Source organism: Ruegeria sp. AA3 (assembly GCF_056542905.1).
Genome location: NZ_JBQGAQ010000005.1, coordinates 176,633 through 193,105 on the forward strand (window position 1 = coordinate 176,633; position 16,473 = coordinate 193,105).

The window sequence follows — 16,473 nt, forward strand, 5'->3', positions numbered from 1 at the left end:
CTCCTCTCAAAGCAGTCAAATTCTGGTTAACCGATGGCTTCCAGCACAGCCTCACCCAGCTGCGCCGGGCTTTCGGCCACGACAATACCGGCCGAGCGCATGGCTTCGATCTTGTCTTCGGCGCCACCTTTGCCGCCGGCGACAATCGCGCCCGCGTGACCCATGCGGCGGCCCGGAGGGGCGGTGCGACCTGCTATGAAACCAGCGGTCGGCTTTTTGCGCCCCTTCTTGGCCTCGTCCGCCAGGAACTGCGCAGCCTCTTCCTCGGCTGAGCCACCGATCTCACCAATCATGATAATCGATTCGGTTTCGTCATCGGCCAGGAACCACTCCAGCACGTCGATATGCTCGGTGCCCTTGATCGGGTCGCCGCCGATGCCCACGCAGGTGGACTGGCCTAGACCCACATCGGTGGTCTGCTTGACGGCCTCATAGGTCAGGGTGCCCGAACGGGACACAACGCCGACCGAACCGCGCTTGTGAATGTGGCCGGGCATGATGCCGATCTTGCAGGCATCAGGCGTGATGACACCGGGGCAGTTCGGCCCGATCAAGCGCGAGTTCGAGCCTTCCAGCGCACGCTTCACCTTCATCATGTCCAGAACCGGAATGCCTTCGGTGATGCAGACGATCACCTCCATCTCGGCATCAATCGCCTCGAGGATCGAGTCAGCCGCAAACGGCGGCGGAACATAGATCACCGAGGCGTTGGCTTCGGTCAAATGCTTGGCCTCGTGGACCGAGTTGAACACGGGCAGGTCAAGATGTGTCATCCCGCCTTTGCCGGGCGTCACTCCGCCTACCATCTTGGTGCCATAAGCAATGGCCTGTTCAGAGTGGAATGTGCCCTGCGAGCCGGTAAAGCCCTGACAGATCACTTTGGTATTTTCGTCGATGAGGACTGCCATCTGGCGTTCTCCTTTGTAGGGCGGGCTTCAGCCCGCCGAAATCTTGGGAAAGGTGGGCTGCAGCCCACCCTACGGGATGACACTCAGCCTTTGACGGCCTTCACAATCTTCTCGGCACCGTCTTTCAGGTTGTCCGCCGCGATCACGTCCAGGCCAGAGGTGTTGATGATCTCTTTGCCTTTCTCAACGTTTGTGCCTTCCAGACGCACGACCAGCGGAACCTGCAGGCCGACCTCTTTGACGGCAGCAACAACGCCCTCGGCGATGACGTCACAGCGCATGATACCGCCGAAGATGTTGACCAGAATGCCTTTGACCTGTGGGTCCGAGGTGATGATCTTGAACGCCTCGGTAACTTTCTCTTTGGTCGCGCCGCCGCCCACGTCGAGGAAGTTGGCAGGCTCGGCACCGTAAAGCTTGATGATGTCCATCGTTGCCATCGCCAGACCGGCGCCATTGACCATGCAGCCGATCTCACCATCCAGGGCGATGTAGTTCAGGTCGTATTTCGACGCTTCCAGTTCCTTGGGGTCTTCCTCGGTCGTGTCACGCAGTTCGGCGATATCCGGGTGGCGGTAGACCGCGTTGCCATCAAAGCCGACTTTCGCGTCCAGCACTTTCAGGTCGCCACTGTCGGAAACGATCAGCGGGTTGATCTCCAGCATCTCCATGTCCTTCTCTACGAAGGCGCTATAGAGCTGGTTCATCAGCTTGACGCATTGCTTGACCTGCGCGCCTTGCAGACCCAGCGAAAAGGCGATGCGGCGACCATGGTAAGGCTGATAGCCCGTCGCAGGGTCAACCGAGAAGGACAGGATTTTCTCGGGCGTGGCGGCGGCCACTTCTTCGATGTCCATGCCGCCTTCGGTCGAGCAGACAAACGAGATGCGGCTAGTCTGGCGATCCACCAGCAGGGCCAGATACAGCTCGCGTTCGATGCCGGACCCGGCCTCGATATAGATGCGGTTGACCTGTTTGCCCGCGGGGCCGGTCTGATGTGTGACCAGCGTGCGGCCTAGCATCTTTTTGGCTTCTTCGGCGGCCTCTTCCACCGACTTGGTCAGACGGACACCGCCCTTTTCACCGGCGTCGGCTTCTTTGAAGCTGCCTTTACCGCGCCCACCTGCGTGGATTTGTGCTTTTACAACCCACAAAGGGCCATCCAGTTCACCGGCTGCGGTTTTGGCTTCCTCGGCGCGCAAAACCGCGCGACCGTCGGAGACCGGAGCGCCATAGCTGCGCAAAAGAGCTTTGGCCTGATATTCGTGAATGTTCATCGAAATTGTCCCGTCTGACTACGATTACCCTGTTATAGGCGTGTCTAAGCGCCAAAATTAAAGAGTTTTTTGACGTGTCACGGGAAATTGTCGAAGATTTTCAGGATTTGTGATCACAGGTTTTTGGGGTGTGATCACAAAGTTTGAGCAAAGCGTAAGCTTGATTCGATGATGCAGGTTCGCGCGAAGAAAACACATTCATACATGTGACTTTCGGCGATTGCGCCAACATCTCTGACTCATGATGTATGGCATAAAAGAAAACCGGCCCACCAAGAGCCGGTTTCAAATTCTTCACTGCTGACGATTAGGCCAGCGAGTTATCGATGCCTTTGCAAGCTTCGATCAAACCCTTCACAGCATTCACCGAGTTGTCGAAACCTGCCTGCTCTTCTTCGTTCAGCTTGATGTTGACGACCCGTTCGACGCCGCCGGCACCGATCACGGTAGGAACGCCGACATACATGCCTTCGACTCCAAGCTCGCCATCGCAATAAGCGGCGCAAGGCAGAACACGTTTCTGGTCTTTCAGATAGGCCTCGGCCATTTCAATCGCCGAAGTGGCGGGCGCGTAGAAGGCTGAACCGGTTTTCAACAGGCCGACGATTTCAGCACCGCCGTCACGGGTGCGCTGAACGATGGCGTCCAGTTTCTCTTGTGTGGTCCAGCCCATCTCAACCAGATCAGGCAGCGGGATACCGGCGACGGTCGAGTAACGAACCGACGGCACCATGGTGTCGCCGTGGCCACCCAGAACAAACGCTGTGACGTCGCGCATCGAGACGTTGAACTCTTCCGAAAGGAAGTGCGCAAAACGGCCCGAATCCAGAACGCCCGCCATGCCGCAAACCTTGTTATGCGGCAGGCCCGAGAATTCACGTAAGGCCCAGACCATCGCGTCCAGCGGGTTGGTGATGCAGATGACGAACGCGTCAGGCGCATTGGCGGCGATGCCTTCGCCAACCGATTTCATGACTTTCAGGTTGATGCCCAGCAGATCATCGCGGCTCATGCCCGGTTTGCGTGGCACACCAGCGGTGACGATGCAAACGTCTGCGCCTGCGATATCTTCATAGGACTGGGTGCCTTTCAGCTTGGCATCAAAGCCTTCCGAGGGGCCGGATTCGGCGATATCCAGCGCCTTGCCTTCCGGGGTGCCTTCGGCGATGTCGAACAGGACAACGTCACCAAGTTCTTTCATTGCAGCGAGGTGGGCGAGCGTGCCGCCGATCTGACCTGCGCCGATCAGCGCGATCTTGGGTCTGGCCATTTGGAATATCTCCGATGGGTTTTGAAATCGCGGTTTTGCTAGTCGTAAATGCGGCGTCGCGCAAGCCTCCTGCGACGCGGCATGCCACCGCATACCGTTTGCATGTCATGTGCTGATTGCGCTAAACCGCCTGTGACTCATGCATATTTCCGGGGCGCCAGATGTTCGAGATGAACCTGATGTTTTTTGCCGTGGCGATCCCAGCAGTGATCTTCGCGGGTATCTCGAAAGGTGGGTTCGGCTCGGGCGTGGCCTTTGCGTCGTCGTCGATTCTGGCGCTGATCCTGACGCCTGGGCAGGCGTTGGCGTTGATGCTTCCGATCCTCATGGTGATCGATGTCGCCACGTTAAAGCCCTATTGGAAACGCTGGAACTGGCCGGATTCGCGTCTGCTGATTCTGGGTGCAGTGCCCGGCATTGCGTTGGGCGCGTGGCTCTATCGTGTCACCGATGACGATCTGCTGCGCCTGCTGATTGGTGGGATATCGGTCGGCTTTGTGATCTGGCATGTTGCCCAGACAAGTGGCTGGGTACGCGGCTTTGCCAACCGCCTGCCGCCTTCGGCAGGATTGTTTGCCGGGCTGGTTGCCGGGTTCACCAGCTTTGTCAGCCATGCAGGCGGTCCGCCCGCCGCCGTCTATCTGCTGTCCCAACGCCTGACGAAAACCGAATTTCAGGCCTCAACCGTACTGGTCTTCTGGGTGATCAATGCCGTGAAATTCGTACCGTTCGCCTATCTGGGTCTATTCACATGGCACACGGCACTAGCCGATCTGTTGCTAACCCCGTTTGCGATCCTCGGGGCCTGGCTCGGCGTCCGGGCACATTTCATGCTGTCCGAACGCCTGTTCTTTGGCATCGCCTATGTCCTGCTAACACTGACTGGCAGTAAATTGATCTGGGACGCATTGGTCTAAGCGTTGGGCGGCAATGCCTCAGCTAGCACCTCAAAGGATTGGCCCGAGGCGATCAGGCAGGTCACTCCCTCGGGCAAGGTCACAACAATGGTCCAACTGCCGGTTCGATCCGAGGCAAAAACCTCCATCACCGCCCCTTGACGCGCAATCCCGATGCCGCGCCGGGTTTCGCCATAGGTCTTTGCCAAACGCTTGATCACATCCTCGCGCGGCGCGCAGTTCTGAGCGCTGACCTGTTGCGCAGCCAACACCATGATGCCCAACCCGATCGTCAAATTCAGCAATATCGTCTTCATCAGTCACCCCTTTCGATTCCTTCTTGAAAACAGCGTGCTGCAGGCTGAAAGAAATCGCGTTAAGGCAACGAGCGTTGCGTCACGATGCCAGAATGCTGCGTTGCGGCGATTTTGTGCTTGAACTTTCCGTCAAAAAATGCCCCATTCCGCGCAACATTATTTCAATGGGAGAGTCCCGTGGATCCGCGCCAACGCCCTTATCGTTCTGTTCTCTATATCCCCGGCTCGCGTGATCGGGCGCTGGATAAAGCGCGCACGCTGCCGGTGGATGCCATCATCTTTGATCTTGAAGACGCGGTTGCAGCTGATGAGAAAGAGAACGCGCGCGAAACGCTCAAGGAAGCGTTGGCCGCCGGCGGGTACGGCGCGCGGGGCAAGATCGTGCGGATTAACAGTTTGGATACCGAATGGGGTCGCGCCGATGCCGAAGCTGTGCGTGAGATGGATGCGGACGCCGTTCTTCTGCCCAAGGTAAACTCGGCCGCGGATGTGGATGCGCTGGCGGCGATCACCGGTGATCTGCCGATCTGGGCCATGATGGAAACCCCACGTGGCATGTTGAACGCGGCCGAAATCGCCGCACATCCGCTGATGGCTGGCTTCGTCATGGGGACCAACGATCTAGCGAAAGAGCTGCAGACGCGCTACCGCCCCGACCGTTTGCCGATGATGACCTCGCTGGGCCTGTGCTTGCTGGCCGCAAAGGCCGAAGGGCTGATCATCGTGGATGGCGTCTATAATGCATTCAAGGACGAAGACGGGCTGCGGACCGAATGCACGCAAGGTCGTGATATGGGCTTTGACGGCAAGACACTGATCCACCCCGCGCAGGTCGAGATTGCAAATACTGCCTTTGCGCCTTCGGACACCGAGATCGAATTGGCCCGCCGCCAGATCGCAGCCTTTGAAGAGACCGAGGCACAAGGTCAGGGGGTCGCCGTTGTCGATGGCAAGATTGTCGAAAACCTACACGTTGTAACTGCCCGCGAAACTCTGGCAAAAGCAGAGGCGATATTAGCTTTGCAAGCGGGGTAAGCCAGCATGGGCTTTGTTCTTCTGATTCTTGGTGTGGCGTTGTGGTGGGCCGCACATCTCTTCAAGCGCGTGATGCCGGAACGCCGTGCCGCCATGGGCGATGCGGGCAAGGGCGTCGTGGTGCTGGCTTTGGCGGGTGCGATCCTTCTGATGATTTTCGGCTATCGCATCACCGATTTCATCTATGTCTGGGCACCGCCGACCTTCCTGATCCACATTAACAACCTGCTGGTGTTGATTGCGTTCTACTTGATGAGCCCGGCAGGACAGAAAGGCCGTCTGCTGAATAGAGTGCGCCACCCGATGCTGGGTGGCTTTAAACTCTGGGCCTTTGCGCATTTGCTGGTAAATGGCGATCTGGCCTCGATTGTGCTGTTTGGTGGCCTGCTGGCCTGGGCGATCGTCGAAGTCATCGTGATCAACAAGTCCGAGCCTGACTGGACCCCGGGTGAACCCGGCACCTATGGCAAGGATGCGATGTTCTTTGTCGGCTCAATCGTGCTGTTGGGTGTCGTGGGCTATATTCACGGGCTGGTTGGCCCATCTCCGTTCGGTGGCTAAAGGACCAAATCAATGGCGAAACTTTATCGTTTGTTGACCGAGGAAGACACATCTGCCTTCTGCCACAAAGTCTCGGACGCGCTGGCCAATGGTTGGGAGCTTTATGGAGACCCGTCTTATGCCTTTGACGCTGTCAACAACATGATGCGCTGCGCGCAGGCTGTCACCAAAGAGGTCGAGGCCGACTATTCTGCGGACATGAAACTGGGACAGCAATAATGGCAAAAACCAATCCGGGTAACTTTTTCGAGGATTATTCCGTTGGGCAGGTCCTGCATCACGCAGTACCCCGCACCGTGACGGATGGCGAGCGGGCGCTCTATCACGCGCTTTATCCAGCTCGCCATGCGCTTTATTCCTCGGATGAGTTTGCCCGGAATTGCGGCCTGCCGCAAAGCCCGATTGACGATCTGGCTGCGTTTCATGTGGTGTTCGGCAAAACGGTTCCCGATATCTCGCTGAACGCCGTGGCCAATCTGGGCTATGCCGAGGGTCGCTGGCTGCGACCGGTCTATCCCGGCGATACGCTGCGCGCTGTATCTGAGGTGATTGGCCTTAAGCAGAACTCAAACGGCAAAACCGGAGTGGTTTGGGTGCGTACGCTCGGTTTGAACCAGCGCGACGAAGTGGTGATCGAATATGTGCGCTGGGTGATGGTGCGCAAATCTAACCTAGATGCGCCCGCGCCTGAGACCGTTGTGCCCGACCTGAAGAAGGTGCTGGATGTTGGCGATCTGGTCGTGCCGCAGGGCCTCGATTTCTCGAAATACGATTTTGTACAATCCGGCGAAAACCACCGCTGGGATGCGTACAACACGGGAGAAACGATAAATCATGTCGATGGCGTGACCGTCGAAGAGGCCGAGCACATGCTGGCTACGCGCTTGTGGCAGAACACGGCCAAAGTGCATTTCGATCTCACCTTCCGCCCCGACGGTCGGCTTATCTATGGCGGCCACGTGATCTCGATGGCGCGCGCGTTGTCGTTCAACGGTTTGGCGAATGCGCAGATGATCGTCGGCCTGAACGGCGGCGCCCACGCCAACCCCTGTTTTGCGGGCGACACGATCAAGGTCTGGTCCGAGGTTCTGGACAAGGCCGAGACCGGAACACCGGGAATCGGTGCACTACGATTGCGGCTTGTGGCGACCAAGGGTGGGGAGCCATTTGAGCTGCGCAATGAGGATGGGAAGTACCTGCCCAACGTGCTATTGGATCTGGATTACTGGGCCTTGATGCCCATGTAAATCGGGCTGCCCGTTTGCTGACATTGAAGTGATCGCGGTCGGTGAAATCCGTGCTAGGCTCGGCGTATGACGATGTTACGCGCACTCATGGTCAGTTTGTTTCTGGCACCGCAAGCATTTGCCTGTGATCTTGCTCTTGCTCTGGCCGTCGATGTGTCAGGCTCGGTGGATTCCGAGGAATACCGCATCCAGATGGACGGTCTTGCCGCAGGGCTGCGTGATCCCATCGTATCCGAGGCGTTGGTGCGCGGGCAGGCCAGGCTGATGCTAGTGCAATGGACTGGTAGTTCGCGCCAGAGGATCACGCTTCCATGGACACGGATCGACAGCTTTGCCACTTTGGACGATTTTGCCGAACAGGTTGCTGCTGATCCGCGTGTCTGGCGTAATTTCTCTACAGCAATTGGTGAAGCGCTTGAGATGACCGTGACAAGCTTCGACGAGGTGCGCGATTGCAAAAGACATCTGATTGATCTTTCAGGTGACGGAATTTCGAATGAAGGTATCGAACCTTCGACGATCCACGCCAAATTGCGTGAGAGTGGAATCACAGTGAACGCGATTGCTATAGAAGAAAGCGAACCGGACCTGACAGCCTATTTCTTCGAGAATGTTATCGTGGGTGAGGGGGCCTTTGTCGTCTCTGCCGCGGGCTTTGCTGATTACCCTGAGCGTATTCGCAAAAAGCTTTTGCGCGAGGTGACGCAGCAGACTGCAGGGCTGTCTCAAACTCAGCCATAGATTCGTGATCACATTGCTTTTCCGTTGAAAACGCTAACATTGGTGGTATCGAATGTATTTTGTGATCACGAGATTATTTTGTGTGATCACAAATACTGCTTATAGGCGATTTTGCGTCAAATTTACTGGATTTTGCACCTGCAGCGCGTGACAGAGTCGTAAAAAACAGTAAAACGTTCGGTAGCCAACCGAAAAGGAGCCAACATGGCCGATGTAAATCGGGGCAACCGCCCGCTCTCTCCGCATTTGACGATCTATCGTCCGCAGATGACGTCCATCTCTTCGATTATGGTGCGCATCACGGGTCTAGCGTCCTTTGGTTTGGCTTTGTTGGTCGTCTGGTGGTTGCTGGCGGCAGCCACATCAGCAGGCGCCTATGACCTGATCAATGGTCTGATGACCAGTTTCCTGGGTGATCTGGTCATGTTCGGCGCAGCGTGGGCAATTTTCTATCACATGCTGGGCCGTTTGCGGCACGTCATCTGGGATCTCGGATATTGCGTGAATGTCGAAGTGTCCGAGAAGATGGGCATTGGCATGTTTGTTCTGGCGACGGTTCTTGCCTTGATCACAGCCGTGGCGCTTTAGAGGGAGGTTGGTATGCAGTTTCTAACAGACCGTAAACGCGCACAGGGCATGGGAGCCGGACGCGTAGGTACACATCATCATTGGCAGATGATGCTCAGCTCAGCGGCGCTGGTCATTCTTGTTCCGCTGTTTGTATTCACCTTCGGGCGCGCGTTGGGTGGCAACTACGAAGAAGCTCTGGCGTATTACAGCCGACCATTCCCGGCGATTGTCATGGGTCTGACATTGGTTGTTGTCGTCCCGCATCTGCTGCGCGAAGCGCAGGAGGCGATTGAGGACTATGTGCACGGCGTTGCAGAAAAGCTGGCGCTGATGGCCGCACGGGCGTTTGCCTACACACTGATTGCTGCGGGTCTTTTTGCTCTCGCACGGCTTGCCCTCGGTTATGCGCAGTAAGGAACAAGAACAATGACAGCAGCATATGAATACGAAACCCACGAATATGACGTGGTGGTTGTTGGTGCCGGAGGCGCGGGTTTGCGTGCAACTTTGGGTATGGCAGAACAGGGCCTGCGCACCGCTTGTGTGACCAAGGTATTCCCGACCCGTTCACACACCGTGGCGGCGCAGGGCGGCATCGCGGCGTCCTTGTCGAATATGGGGCCAGACCATTGGCAGTGGCATATGTATGACACCGTCAAAGGCTCGGATTGGCTGGGCGATACGGATGCGATGGAATATCTCGCGCGCGAGGCTCCAAAGGCGGTCTATGAGCTGGAACATTATGGTGTGCCATTCAGCCGGACCGAAGAAGGCAAGATCTATCAGCGCCCATTTGGTGGCCACACCACCGAATTTGGCGAAGGCCCCGCCGTGCAGCGGACCTGTGCCGCCGCCGACCGGACGGGCCATGCGATCCTGCATACGCTTTATGGTCAGTCGCTGAAGAACAACGCCGAGTTCTACATCGAGTATTTCGCAATCGACTTGATAATGTCCGAAGACGGGCAATGTCAGGGCGTCGTCTGCTGGAAGCTGGACGATGGCACCATGCACGTCTTCAACGCCAAGATGGTGGTGCTGGCGACCGGTGGTTATGGTCGAGCATATTTCAGTGCGACTTCGGCACACACCTGCACTGGCGACGGCGGGGGCATGGTGGCCCGCGCCGGCCTGGCGCTTCAGGATATGGAGTTTGTGCAGTTTCACCCGACCGGTATCTACGGTTCGGGTTGCCTGATCACCGAAGGTGCGCGCGGCGAGGGCGGCTATCTGACCAACTCGGAAGGTGAGCGGTTCATGGAGCGCTATGCGCCCCAGTACAAAGACCTTGCGCCGCGCGACTATGTCAGCCGTTCGATGACCATGGAAATCCGCGAAGGGCGCGGCGTTGGTGGCGAAGGGGATCACATCCACCTGAACCTGAGCCACTTGCCTGCTGAAGCTCTGGCGGAACGACTGCCGGGCATTTCGGAATCGGCCAAGATTTTCGCAGGCGTGGACGTCACCAAAGAGCCGATCCCGGTTCTGCCTACCGTCCACTACAACATGGGCGGTATCCCAACGAACTATTGGGGTGAGGTTCTGAACCCAACGGCCGATGATCCGACCGCGGTTGTGACGGGTTTGATGGCTGTGGGTGAGGCCGGTTGTGCCTCGGTGCACGGAGCAAACCGGTTGGGCTCAAACTCTCTGATCGACCTCGTTGTCTTTGGTCGTGCGGCAGCTATCCGCGCGGGTAAGGTCGTGGATGCCGAGGCTCCGAACCCGGTGCTGAACCAAGCATCGGTCGACAAGGCGTTTGACCGCTTCGATGCGGCGCGTAACGCCAGCGGTGCGATCCCAACTGCTGATTTGCGGCTTGAGATGCAAAAAACCATGCAGGCGGACGCGGCTGTTTTCCGCACCGCGAAGACGATGGCCGAAGGCGTTGAAAAGATGACGGCGATCGCTGCCAAGATGGATGATCTGCAAGTCACCGACCGTTCGCTGGTTTGGAACAGCGACCTGATGGAAACGCTGGAACTGGCGAACCTAATGCCCAACGCTCTGGCCACTATCGTTGGGGCCGAGGCGCGCAAGGAAAGCCGTGGAGCCCACGCACACGAAGACTTTTCAGAGCGTGACGATGAAAACTGGCGCGTTCACACGGTGTCTCGCGTCGATGGAACACAGGTCGATCTCAGTTATCGCCCAGTGATCGTCGACCCGCTGAGCACCGAGGCCGAAGGCGGCATCAGCCTGAAGAAAATCGCGCCCAAAGCGCGGACGTTCTAAGGAGAGGAACCCATGGTACAATTGACCCTCCCCAAGAATTCCCGGATCACCACCGGCAAGACATGGCCCAAGCCCGATGGCGCGACCAATGTGCGCAAGTTTCAGATCTATCGCTGGAACCCGGATGATGGCCAGAACCCGCGTGTCGATACCTATTTCGTCGACATGGACACTTGCGGCCCGATGATTCTGGACGCGCTGATTAAGATCAAGAACGAGATCGACCCGACCCTGACTTTCCGCCGGTCCTGCCGCGAGGGCATCTGTGGCTCCTGCGCGATGAATATCGATGGTATCAACACGCTGGCCTGTATCTATGGCATGGATGAGATCAAGGGCGACGTGAAAATCTATCCACTGCCGCATATGCCGGTGGTCAAGGACCTGATCCCGGATCTCACGCATTTCTACGCCCAGCATGCCTCGATCATGCCGTGGCTGGAAACCAAGACCAACCGTCCGGCGAAAGAGTGGAAGCAGTCCATCGAAGACCGTAAAAAGCTGGATGGTCTCTATGAATGCGTGATGTGCGCCAGCTGCTCGACCTCCTGCCCCAGCTATTGGTGGAACGGTGATCGTTACCTCGGCCCCGCCGCGTTGCTGCACGCTTATCGCTGGATCATCGACAGCCGGGATGAGGCAACGGGTGAGCGTCTGGATGAATTGGAAGATCCCTTCAAGCTGTATCGCTGCCACACCATCATGAACTGTGCCAAGACCTGCCCCAAGGGTCTGAATCCGGCCAAGGCGATTGCCGAAATCAAGAAGATGATGGTGGATCGCGCGGTCTGATCGCGCACCAAACCAAAGCACTTGCCGGTTTGCGGCAAGTGCATGACGCCTCTGCAAAACTATGCGATGCGTTTGCCGCTGAGCGGATTTAAGTTTCGTATAGGGAGGAGTGATGAATCGAATAGAGGTCACTCCAATGAACAAACAAACCTAAAAATTCGATGCAGCCGAAGCGCTCAGGTTATTGGAGCAGGCTTGGGCCTATTATTCGCCCGAACCGGTCGTTCCGAACAAAAACGAAACTCCCGAACTGTTTGAGTACGCAAACGCGGCCTGACCGTCTTACACGGGCTTGAAAACTTTGGTGCAATCGGCAAAGCAGAGACATGCCTATTCTCCTGCTTCTGCTTGCCGCTGGTGTGTTCGCCTATTTCCTTTGGCGGTCCCGCACGTCTTCACTGTCGCGAGACTGCAGATGGCGGCAGCACCGAAGCGAGGGCAAATGGCGTTGTGCCTTTTGCGGCGCGGTTTCGCAATCCGTTGCCGAACCGAAACAATGCCAGAAAGGGCAATGACAAAAGTTTGGGGTTTCCCGCCTGGATGAACTGAGCCAGTCTCGGCCCATGACAGAATCCCAGACCACTCCCCGACCTCCCGCTGATGCAGATGCCCGCCGCGCGATTGCACCAGTGATTTGCTACCCGAACGAAGGGCTGCCTCAACCTAGTCTTGAGCTTTATCAAAATGCCCGCGCAGGTGCTCAGAAAACAGGTGAGGTTTTGGTTCCACCGCGCGACGCACGATGCTTTGAGGTGCCTGCCGGACATTTCTTTCGGATCACGTCTGTCGAGGGGTCTCAGGTTGGTGATCTCAACATGTGGAGCCTCACTGATTTGTCGGAACGGTTTTACTCTGGCAAGACGCGCGCTCTGCACGGTACGCACCTCACAACGGGTGAGCGAATGTGGTCGAGCTTTCCACATATGCGGCCCATGGCAACCATCATTGCCGATACGCTGTGCTGGTATGGAATCGATGAATTTGGCGGATCGGTCCATGATGTGATCGGGACGCGTTGCGACCCCTACACCGGGAATCTTCTATCCGGAACGCAGTACCATCACTGTTGTCATTCAAACCTTACACGCGCGTTGGCGGATCATTTAGGCATCTCGTTGGCCGAAGCTGAGCCCGCCGTGCATGATGTATTGAATGTGTTCATGTGCACCGGGTTCACGCGGGACACGGGTCAATACTTCATGAAGGCGTCACCCGTGCGACCTGGTGATTATCTTGAGTTTTTTGCCGAGATCGACTTGCTTGGAAATCTCAGCGCGTGCCCCGGCGGTGATTGCTCGTCGGAGCACTCATCGGATACGGCGGCGTGTTATCCCTTGTTGGTGGAGACATTCGCCCCGACCGAGGGTGCCCTGGAAGGATGGAGCAGCCCTGCGCGCAACGGATATGATGGCACGCATGGGCGTTAAGCTCTGGTATTGTTCAACTGTCTGGAAACGCTGCTTGAAGCGCAATCTCAACCATCTCGCCAAAGCTGCTCTCCCGATCTGACGAGGGCAGGGCTTCGCCGGTCAGCAAGTGGTCTGAAACGGTGAGTACCGCCAATGCCCGGCACTTGTGACGTGCAGCGAGTATATAGAGCTCGGCCGCTTCCATCTCGACGCCCAAGATGCCGTGGCGAACCATTTGTTCGTTCAGATCTGGACGCTCGTCATAGAAGACATCGGATGAATAAATACCGCCCACATGCGTCGGTGTACTTTTGGATTGCGCCGCTTGCGCCGCGGCCTGCAGCAATCCCCAATCGGCGCAAGGGGCGAAGTTCATCTCTTTCATGATGCCGCGCGACGGTGTGCTGAGCGTGGTCGAGGTCATCGCCAGAATGACATCACGCACATTCACGCTGTCCTGCATGCCTCCACAAGACCCAATCCGGATCAGTGTTTTTGCACCATAGTCGCGGATTAGTTCGTTCACATAGATTGACAGGGAAGGCATCCCCATGCCGCTGCCTTGAATCGTAACACGGTTTCCTTTCCAGGTGCCGGTAAATCCCAGCATGCCGCGTACTTCGTTGACCAGCTTAACATCATCCAGAAATGTCTCAGCCGCCCATTTCGCGCGATAGGGATCGCCGGGCAAAAGAACAGTTTCGGCGATATCCCCTATTTTGGCTCCAATATGAATTGTCATTTTGGCATTACCTCAACTCAGATCTCGAGGTCAGAAATATCGATGCCTGCATTCAAAGCGTCGTGAACCCATTGCGGTTTACGACCGCGCCCTGTCCAGGTTTGTGTTGGGTCGTTAGGGTTTTGGTACTTTGGCTTGGCCTTAGAGCCTTTCGCCGGCTTTGAACCATCGCCCGACAATTCAGACAGCGAGAAGCCAAACTCGGCTGCAGCCTCTTGGGCCGCCTTCAAAGCTGCTTTTCGCTCACGCGTTTCAGCGTTTTTAAGTGCTTTTTCGACCTGGTCGCGCAGTTTGAGCAATTCTTTTCGCGACATTTTCTCTAGATCGATTGCCATTTATCTCTCCAATCCGGTTATTCCGCTGCAGAACGCAATGGGAATTCAATTCATCCGAATATCTCTATTCCATCCCATTGGGAATTAGAATTGGAAATTCATTTTTTATTTCTACTCAGCCGCGATTTCCTTGGGGTCAACCAAGGTCACAATATCACCCATGATCAAATTTAATTCGAAGTTTTTTGGCGTATAGATTTTGGCCACGCCCATGGAACGCAATTGCTCTGCATCTTCATCGGGAATAATGCCGCCTACGATGACAGGTATGTCGCTCAGACCCGCTTCGATCAGACGCGTCATCACATCCTTCACCAGCGGCAGGTGGCTGCCCGAAAGAATGGACAGACCAATAACATGTGCATTTGTCTCTTGGACCGCTGACACGATTTCCTCTGGCGTAAGGCGAATACCTTCATAACTGATGTCCATTCCACAATCGCGTGCGCGGAAAGCAATCTGTTCGGCTCCGTTTGAGTGGCCGTCCAAACCGGGCTTGCCGACAAGGAACTTCAAGCGGCGTCCTAGACGGTCGCTGACTGCATCGACAGCGGCTCGCAAATCCTCTAACCCTTCGGTTTTGTTCGAAACCGAACCGGAAACACCTGTCGGCCCACGATAGGTGCCGTATGCTTTGCGCATCTCTTCGGCCCATTCACCGGTTGTAACCCCGGCCTTGGCCGCGGCGATTGAAGGTTCCATCACATTAGCACCTGATTGCGCCGCTTCGCGTAAGGCCTGCAGCGCGGCGCTAACCGCAGCGTTATCCCGCATTGTACGCCAGTCATTGAGCCGCCCGATTTGTTCCTGTTCAACCGCCGGGTCGACAACCATGATGCCGCCATCTTCAGTTTGCAGGGGTGAGGCTTCACCCTCGGTCCATTTATTGACCCCAACAACAACGGTCTCGTTGCGTTCAATCCGGTTCAGGCGTTCGGCGTTGGATTCGACCAGGCGGGATTTCATGTATTCGATCGACGCAACAGCGCCCCCCATCGACTCGAGGTTGGCCAATTCGGCCCGCGCACCATTCTTGAGTTCTTCGACTTTGGCATCGACTACCGGGTTGCCGTCGAACAGATCGCCATATTCCAGCAGGTCGGTTTCATAGGCGAGAATCTGTTGCATCCGCATCGACCATTGCTGATCCCAAGGGCGCGGCAGACCCAGCGCTTCATTCCAGGCGGGCAATTGAACCGCACGGGCGCGGGCGCGTTTTGACAGGGTGACCGCCAGCATTTCGATCAGAATGCGATAGACGTTGTTTTCCGGCTGCTGTTCAGTCAACCCCAGCGAGTTCACCTGAACGCCGTAGCGAAAGCGGCGGAACTTGGGGTCTTCGACACCATAGCGTTGCTGCAGAATCTCATCCCAAAGATCCACAAATGCGCGCATTTTGCACATTTCGGTGACAAACCGGATGCCCGCATTCACAAAAAACGAAATCCGTCCGCAGAGTGCGGGGAAGTCTTCCGCTGGAACGCGCGGGCGCAGTTCGTCCAGAACCGCGATGGCGGTGGCCAGCGCATAGGCCAGCTCTTGCTCGGGCGTCGCGCCTGCCTCTTGCAGGTGGTACGAGCACACGTTCATCGGGTTCCATTTGGGCACGTTTTCGTAGCAATACTCGGCCACGTCCGCGATCATCTTCAGGGATGGCTTGGGCGGGCATACATAGGTGCCGCGGCTCAAATATTCCTTGATCAGATCGTTCTGGACTGTGCCCTGCAGTTTAGAGACATCAGCACCCTGTTCCTCGGCCACCGCGATATAAAGCGCCAAAAGCCATGGGGCTGTGGCATTGATCGTCATCGAGGTGTTCATCTGTTCCAGCGGGATTTGATCGAACAGATTCCGCATATCCCCAAGATGGCAGATTGGCACACCGACCTTACCAACCTCTCCACGCGCCAACGTATGGTCGCTGTCATATCCGGTTTGGGTTGGCAGATCGAAAGCCACAGATAGTCCGGTCTGGCCTTTAGCCAGGTTTGCACGATAAAGCGCGTTTGACGCTTTGGCCGTCGAGTGACCGGCATAGGTACGGATTAGCCAGGGGCGGTCTTTCTGCAACTGCGTCATGGGTCGGGCCTCGCGGATCGGTGGGTAACAAAATTACGTTCTATTGGCATAAATCGCAA

18 protein-coding genes are annotated in these 16,473 nt (G+C 56.6%); 11 read left to right on the plus strand and 7 right to left on the minus strand.

The genetic code is table 11. The annotated features are described in order from the left end of the window. Positions 1-26: 26 nt before the first annotated feature. The 3 genes from sucD to mdh all read right to left on the minus strand — a co-directional run bounded on the left by sucD (position 27) and on the right by mdh (position 3,455). The gene (sucD, locus tag ACR0JR_RS11025) at positions 27-908 is read right to left on the minus strand and encodes a succinate--CoA ligase subunit alpha (protein ID WP_480456175.1); all 882 of its coding nucleotides are present in this window, start codon (positions 906-908) and stop codon (positions 27-29) included. Positions 909-991: 83 nt separating this feature from the next. Then, the gene (gene sucC, locus ACR0JR_RS11030; protein WP_480456176.1) at positions 992-2,185 is read right to left on the minus strand and encodes an ADP-forming succinate--CoA ligase subunit beta; all 1,194 of its coding nucleotides are present in this window, start codon (positions 2,183-2,185) and stop codon (positions 992-994) included. Between the two features lie 307 nt (positions 2,186-2,492). Then, positions 2,493-3,455 (minus strand): malate dehydrogenase, encoded by a 963-nt coding sequence (gene mdh, locus ACR0JR_RS11035; protein ID WP_480456177.1) that lies wholly within the window; start codon positions 3,453-3,455, stop codon positions 2,493-2,495. A gap of 161 nt (positions 3,456-3,616) precedes the next feature. On the opposite strand from mdh, the gene ACR0JR_RS11040 reads away from it, so the two are divergent. Next, a complete protein-coding gene (locus ACR0JR_RS11040; RefSeq protein ID WP_170474238.1) occupies positions 3,617-4,372 on the plus strand; it encodes a sulfite exporter TauE/SafE family protein in 756 nt (251 codons plus the stop codon). Here the strand turns inward: ACR0JR_RS11040 and ACR0JR_RS11045 are convergent. Further along, the gene (locus tag ACR0JR_RS11045; RefSeq protein ID WP_480456178.1) at positions 4,369-4,668 is read right to left on the minus strand and encodes a hypothetical protein; all 300 of its coding nucleotides are present in this window, start codon (positions 4,666-4,668) and stop codon (positions 4,369-4,371) included. The genes ACR0JR_RS11040 and ACR0JR_RS11045 overlap by 4 nt on opposite strands. A 177-nt stretch (positions 4,669-4,845) precedes the next feature. Here ACR0JR_RS11045 and ACR0JR_RS11050 point away from each other — a divergent pair, with 177 nt between their 5' ends. The 10 genes from ACR0JR_RS11050 to ACR0JR_RS11095 all read left to right on the plus strand — a co-directional run bounded on the left by ACR0JR_RS11050 (position 4,846) and on the right by ACR0JR_RS11095 (position 13,276). Then, positions 4,846-5,703, plus strand: a complete 858-nt coding sequence (locus ACR0JR_RS11050; RefSeq protein ID WP_480456179.1) for an HpcH/HpaI aldolase/citrate lyase family protein — start codon at positions 4,846-4,848, stop codon at positions 5,701-5,703. Positions 5,704-5,709: 6 nt separating this feature from the next. Continuing rightward, the gene (locus tag ACR0JR_RS11055) at positions 5,710-6,264 is read left to right on the plus strand and encodes an NnrU family protein (RefSeq protein ID WP_480456180.1); all 555 of its coding nucleotides are present in this window, start codon (positions 5,710-5,712) and stop codon (positions 6,262-6,264) included. Positions 6,265-6,276: 12 nt separating this feature from the next. After that, a complete protein-coding gene (locus ACR0JR_RS11060) occupies positions 6,277-6,483 on the plus strand; it encodes a DUF1737 domain-containing protein (protein ID WP_480456181.1) in 207 nt (68 codons plus the stop codon). Continuing rightward, positions 6,483-7,511: a MaoC family dehydratase gene (locus tag ACR0JR_RS11065; RefSeq protein ID WP_480456182.1), complete on the plus strand. Its 1,029-nt coding sequence runs from the start codon at positions 6,483-6,485 to the stop codon at positions 7,509-7,511. Before ACR0JR_RS11060 ends, ACR0JR_RS11065 begins: the two co-directional genes overlap by 1 nt. A 66-nt stretch (positions 7,512-7,577) precedes the next feature. After that, positions 7,578-8,252 (plus strand): DUF1194 domain-containing protein, encoded by a 675-nt coding sequence (locus tag ACR0JR_RS11070; RefSeq protein ID WP_480456183.1) that lies wholly within the window; start codon positions 7,578-7,580, stop codon positions 8,250-8,252. Positions 8,253-8,456: 204 nt separating this feature from the next. After that, positions 8,457-8,840, plus strand: a complete 384-nt coding sequence (gene sdhC, locus ACR0JR_RS11075) for a succinate dehydrogenase, cytochrome b556 subunit (RefSeq protein ID WP_010442835.1) — start codon at positions 8,457-8,459, stop codon at positions 8,838-8,840. A gap of 12 nt (positions 8,841-8,852) precedes the next feature. Next, on the plus strand, positions 8,853-9,236 hold the full coding sequence (locus ACR0JR_RS11080) for a succinate dehydrogenase, hydrophobic membrane anchor protein (RefSeq protein ID WP_480456184.1): 384 nt from the start codon (positions 8,853-8,855) through the stop codon (positions 9,234-9,236). A gap of 12 nt (positions 9,237-9,248) precedes the next feature. Beyond that, complete coding sequence (gene sdhA / locus ACR0JR_RS11085; RefSeq protein WP_170771937.1) at positions 9,249-11,057, plus strand: succinate dehydrogenase flavoprotein subunit; 1,809 nt, start codon at positions 9,249-9,251, stop codon at positions 11,055-11,057. A gap of 12 nt (positions 11,058-11,069) precedes the next feature. Next, entirely contained in the window at positions 11,070-11,849 is a 780-nt protein-coding gene (locus ACR0JR_RS11090) for a succinate dehydrogenase iron-sulfur subunit (RefSeq protein WP_480456185.1), read from the plus strand. Positions 11,850-12,412: 563 nt separating this feature from the next. Then, on the plus strand, positions 12,413-13,276 hold the full coding sequence (locus tag ACR0JR_RS11095; RefSeq protein WP_480456186.1) for an urea carboxylase-associated family protein: 864 nt from the start codon (positions 12,413-12,415) through the stop codon (positions 13,274-13,276). Positions 13,277-13,289: 13 nt separating this feature from the next. Here the strand turns inward: ACR0JR_RS11095 and deoD are convergent, their stop codons facing one another. From deoD to ACR0JR_RS11110, 3 genes are all read right to left on the minus strand, one after another. After that, positions 13,290-14,000, minus strand: a complete 711-nt coding sequence (gene deoD / locus ACR0JR_RS11100; RefSeq protein ID WP_480456187.1) for a purine-nucleoside phosphorylase — start codon at positions 13,998-14,000, stop codon at positions 13,290-13,292. A gap of 17 nt (positions 14,001-14,017) precedes the next feature. Further along, the gene (locus ACR0JR_RS11105; protein ID WP_480456188.1) at positions 14,018-14,335 is read right to left on the minus strand and encodes an H-NS histone family protein; all 318 of its coding nucleotides are present in this window, start codon (positions 14,333-14,335) and stop codon (positions 14,018-14,020) included. A gap of 111 nt (positions 14,336-14,446) precedes the next feature. Continuing rightward, a complete protein-coding gene (locus ACR0JR_RS11110) occupies positions 14,447-16,414 on the minus strand; it encodes a methylmalonyl-CoA mutase family protein (protein WP_480456190.1) in 1,968 nt (655 codons plus the stop codon). Positions 16,415-16,473: the final 59 nt, after the last annotated feature.

Excerpts from the sequence above, each read along its gene's own strand:
- ACR0JR_RS11095 (WP_480456186.1), top strand. The coding sequence starts at position 12,413 with ATGACAGAATCCCAGACCACTCCCCGACCTCCCGCTGATGCAGATGCC.
- sucC (WP_480456176.1), bottom strand. The coding sequence starts at position 2,185 with ATGAACATTCACGAATATCAGGCCAAAGCTCTTTTGCGCAGCTATGGC.
- mdh (WP_480456177.1), bottom strand. The coding sequence starts at position 3,455 with ATGGCCAGACCCAAGATCGCGCTGATCGGCGCAGGTCAGATCGGCGGC.
- ACR0JR_RS11070 (WP_480456183.1), top strand. The coding sequence starts at position 7,578 with ATGACGATGTTACGCGCACTCATGGTCAGTTTGTTTCTGGCACCGCAA.
- ACR0JR_RS11105 (WP_480456188.1), bottom strand. The coding sequence starts at position 14,335 with ATGGCAATCGATCTAGAGAAAATGTCGCGAAAAGAATTGCTCAAACTG.
- ACR0JR_RS11080 (WP_480456184.1), top strand. The coding sequence starts at position 8,853 with ATGCAGTTTCTAACAGACCGTAAACGCGCACAGGGCATGGGAGCCGGA.
- ACR0JR_RS11110 (WP_480456190.1), bottom strand. The coding sequence starts at position 16,414 with ATGACGCAGTTGCAGAAAGACCGCCCCTGGCTAATCCGTACCTATGCC.
- deoD (WP_480456187.1), bottom strand. The coding sequence starts at position 14,000 with ATGACAATTCATATTGGAGCCAAAATAGGGGATATCGCCGAAACTGTT.
- sdhC (WP_010442835.1), top strand. The coding sequence starts at position 8,457 with ATGGCCGATGTAAATCGGGGCAACCGCCCGCTCTCTCCGCATTTGACG.
- ACR0JR_RS11065 (WP_480456182.1), top strand. The coding sequence starts at position 6,483 with ATGGCAAAAACCAATCCGGGTAACTTTTTCGAGGATTATTCCGTTGGG.
- ACR0JR_RS11060 (WP_480456181.1), top strand. The coding sequence starts at position 6,277 with ATGGCGAAACTTTATCGTTTGTTGACCGAGGAAGACACATCTGCCTTC.
- sucD (WP_480456175.1), bottom strand. The coding sequence starts at position 908 with ATGGCAGTCCTCATCGACGAAAATACCAAAGTGATCTGTCAGGGCTTT.
- ACR0JR_RS11090 (WP_480456185.1), top strand. The coding sequence starts at position 11,070 with ATGGTACAATTGACCCTCCCCAAGAATTCCCGGATCACCACCGGCAAG.
- ACR0JR_RS11040 (WP_170474238.1), top strand. The coding sequence starts at position 3,617 with ATGTTCGAGATGAACCTGATGTTTTTTGCCGTGGCGATCCCAGCAGTG.
- ACR0JR_RS11055 (WP_480456180.1), top strand. The coding sequence starts at position 5,710 with ATGGGCTTTGTTCTTCTGATTCTTGGTGTGGCGTTGTGGTGGGCCGCA.
- ACR0JR_RS11045 (WP_480456178.1), bottom strand. The coding sequence starts at position 4,668 with ATGAAGACGATATTGCTGAATTTGACGATCGGGTTGGGCATCATGGTG.
- sdhA (WP_170771937.1), top strand. The coding sequence starts at position 9,249 with ATGACAGCAGCATATGAATACGAAACCCACGAATATGACGTGGTGGTT.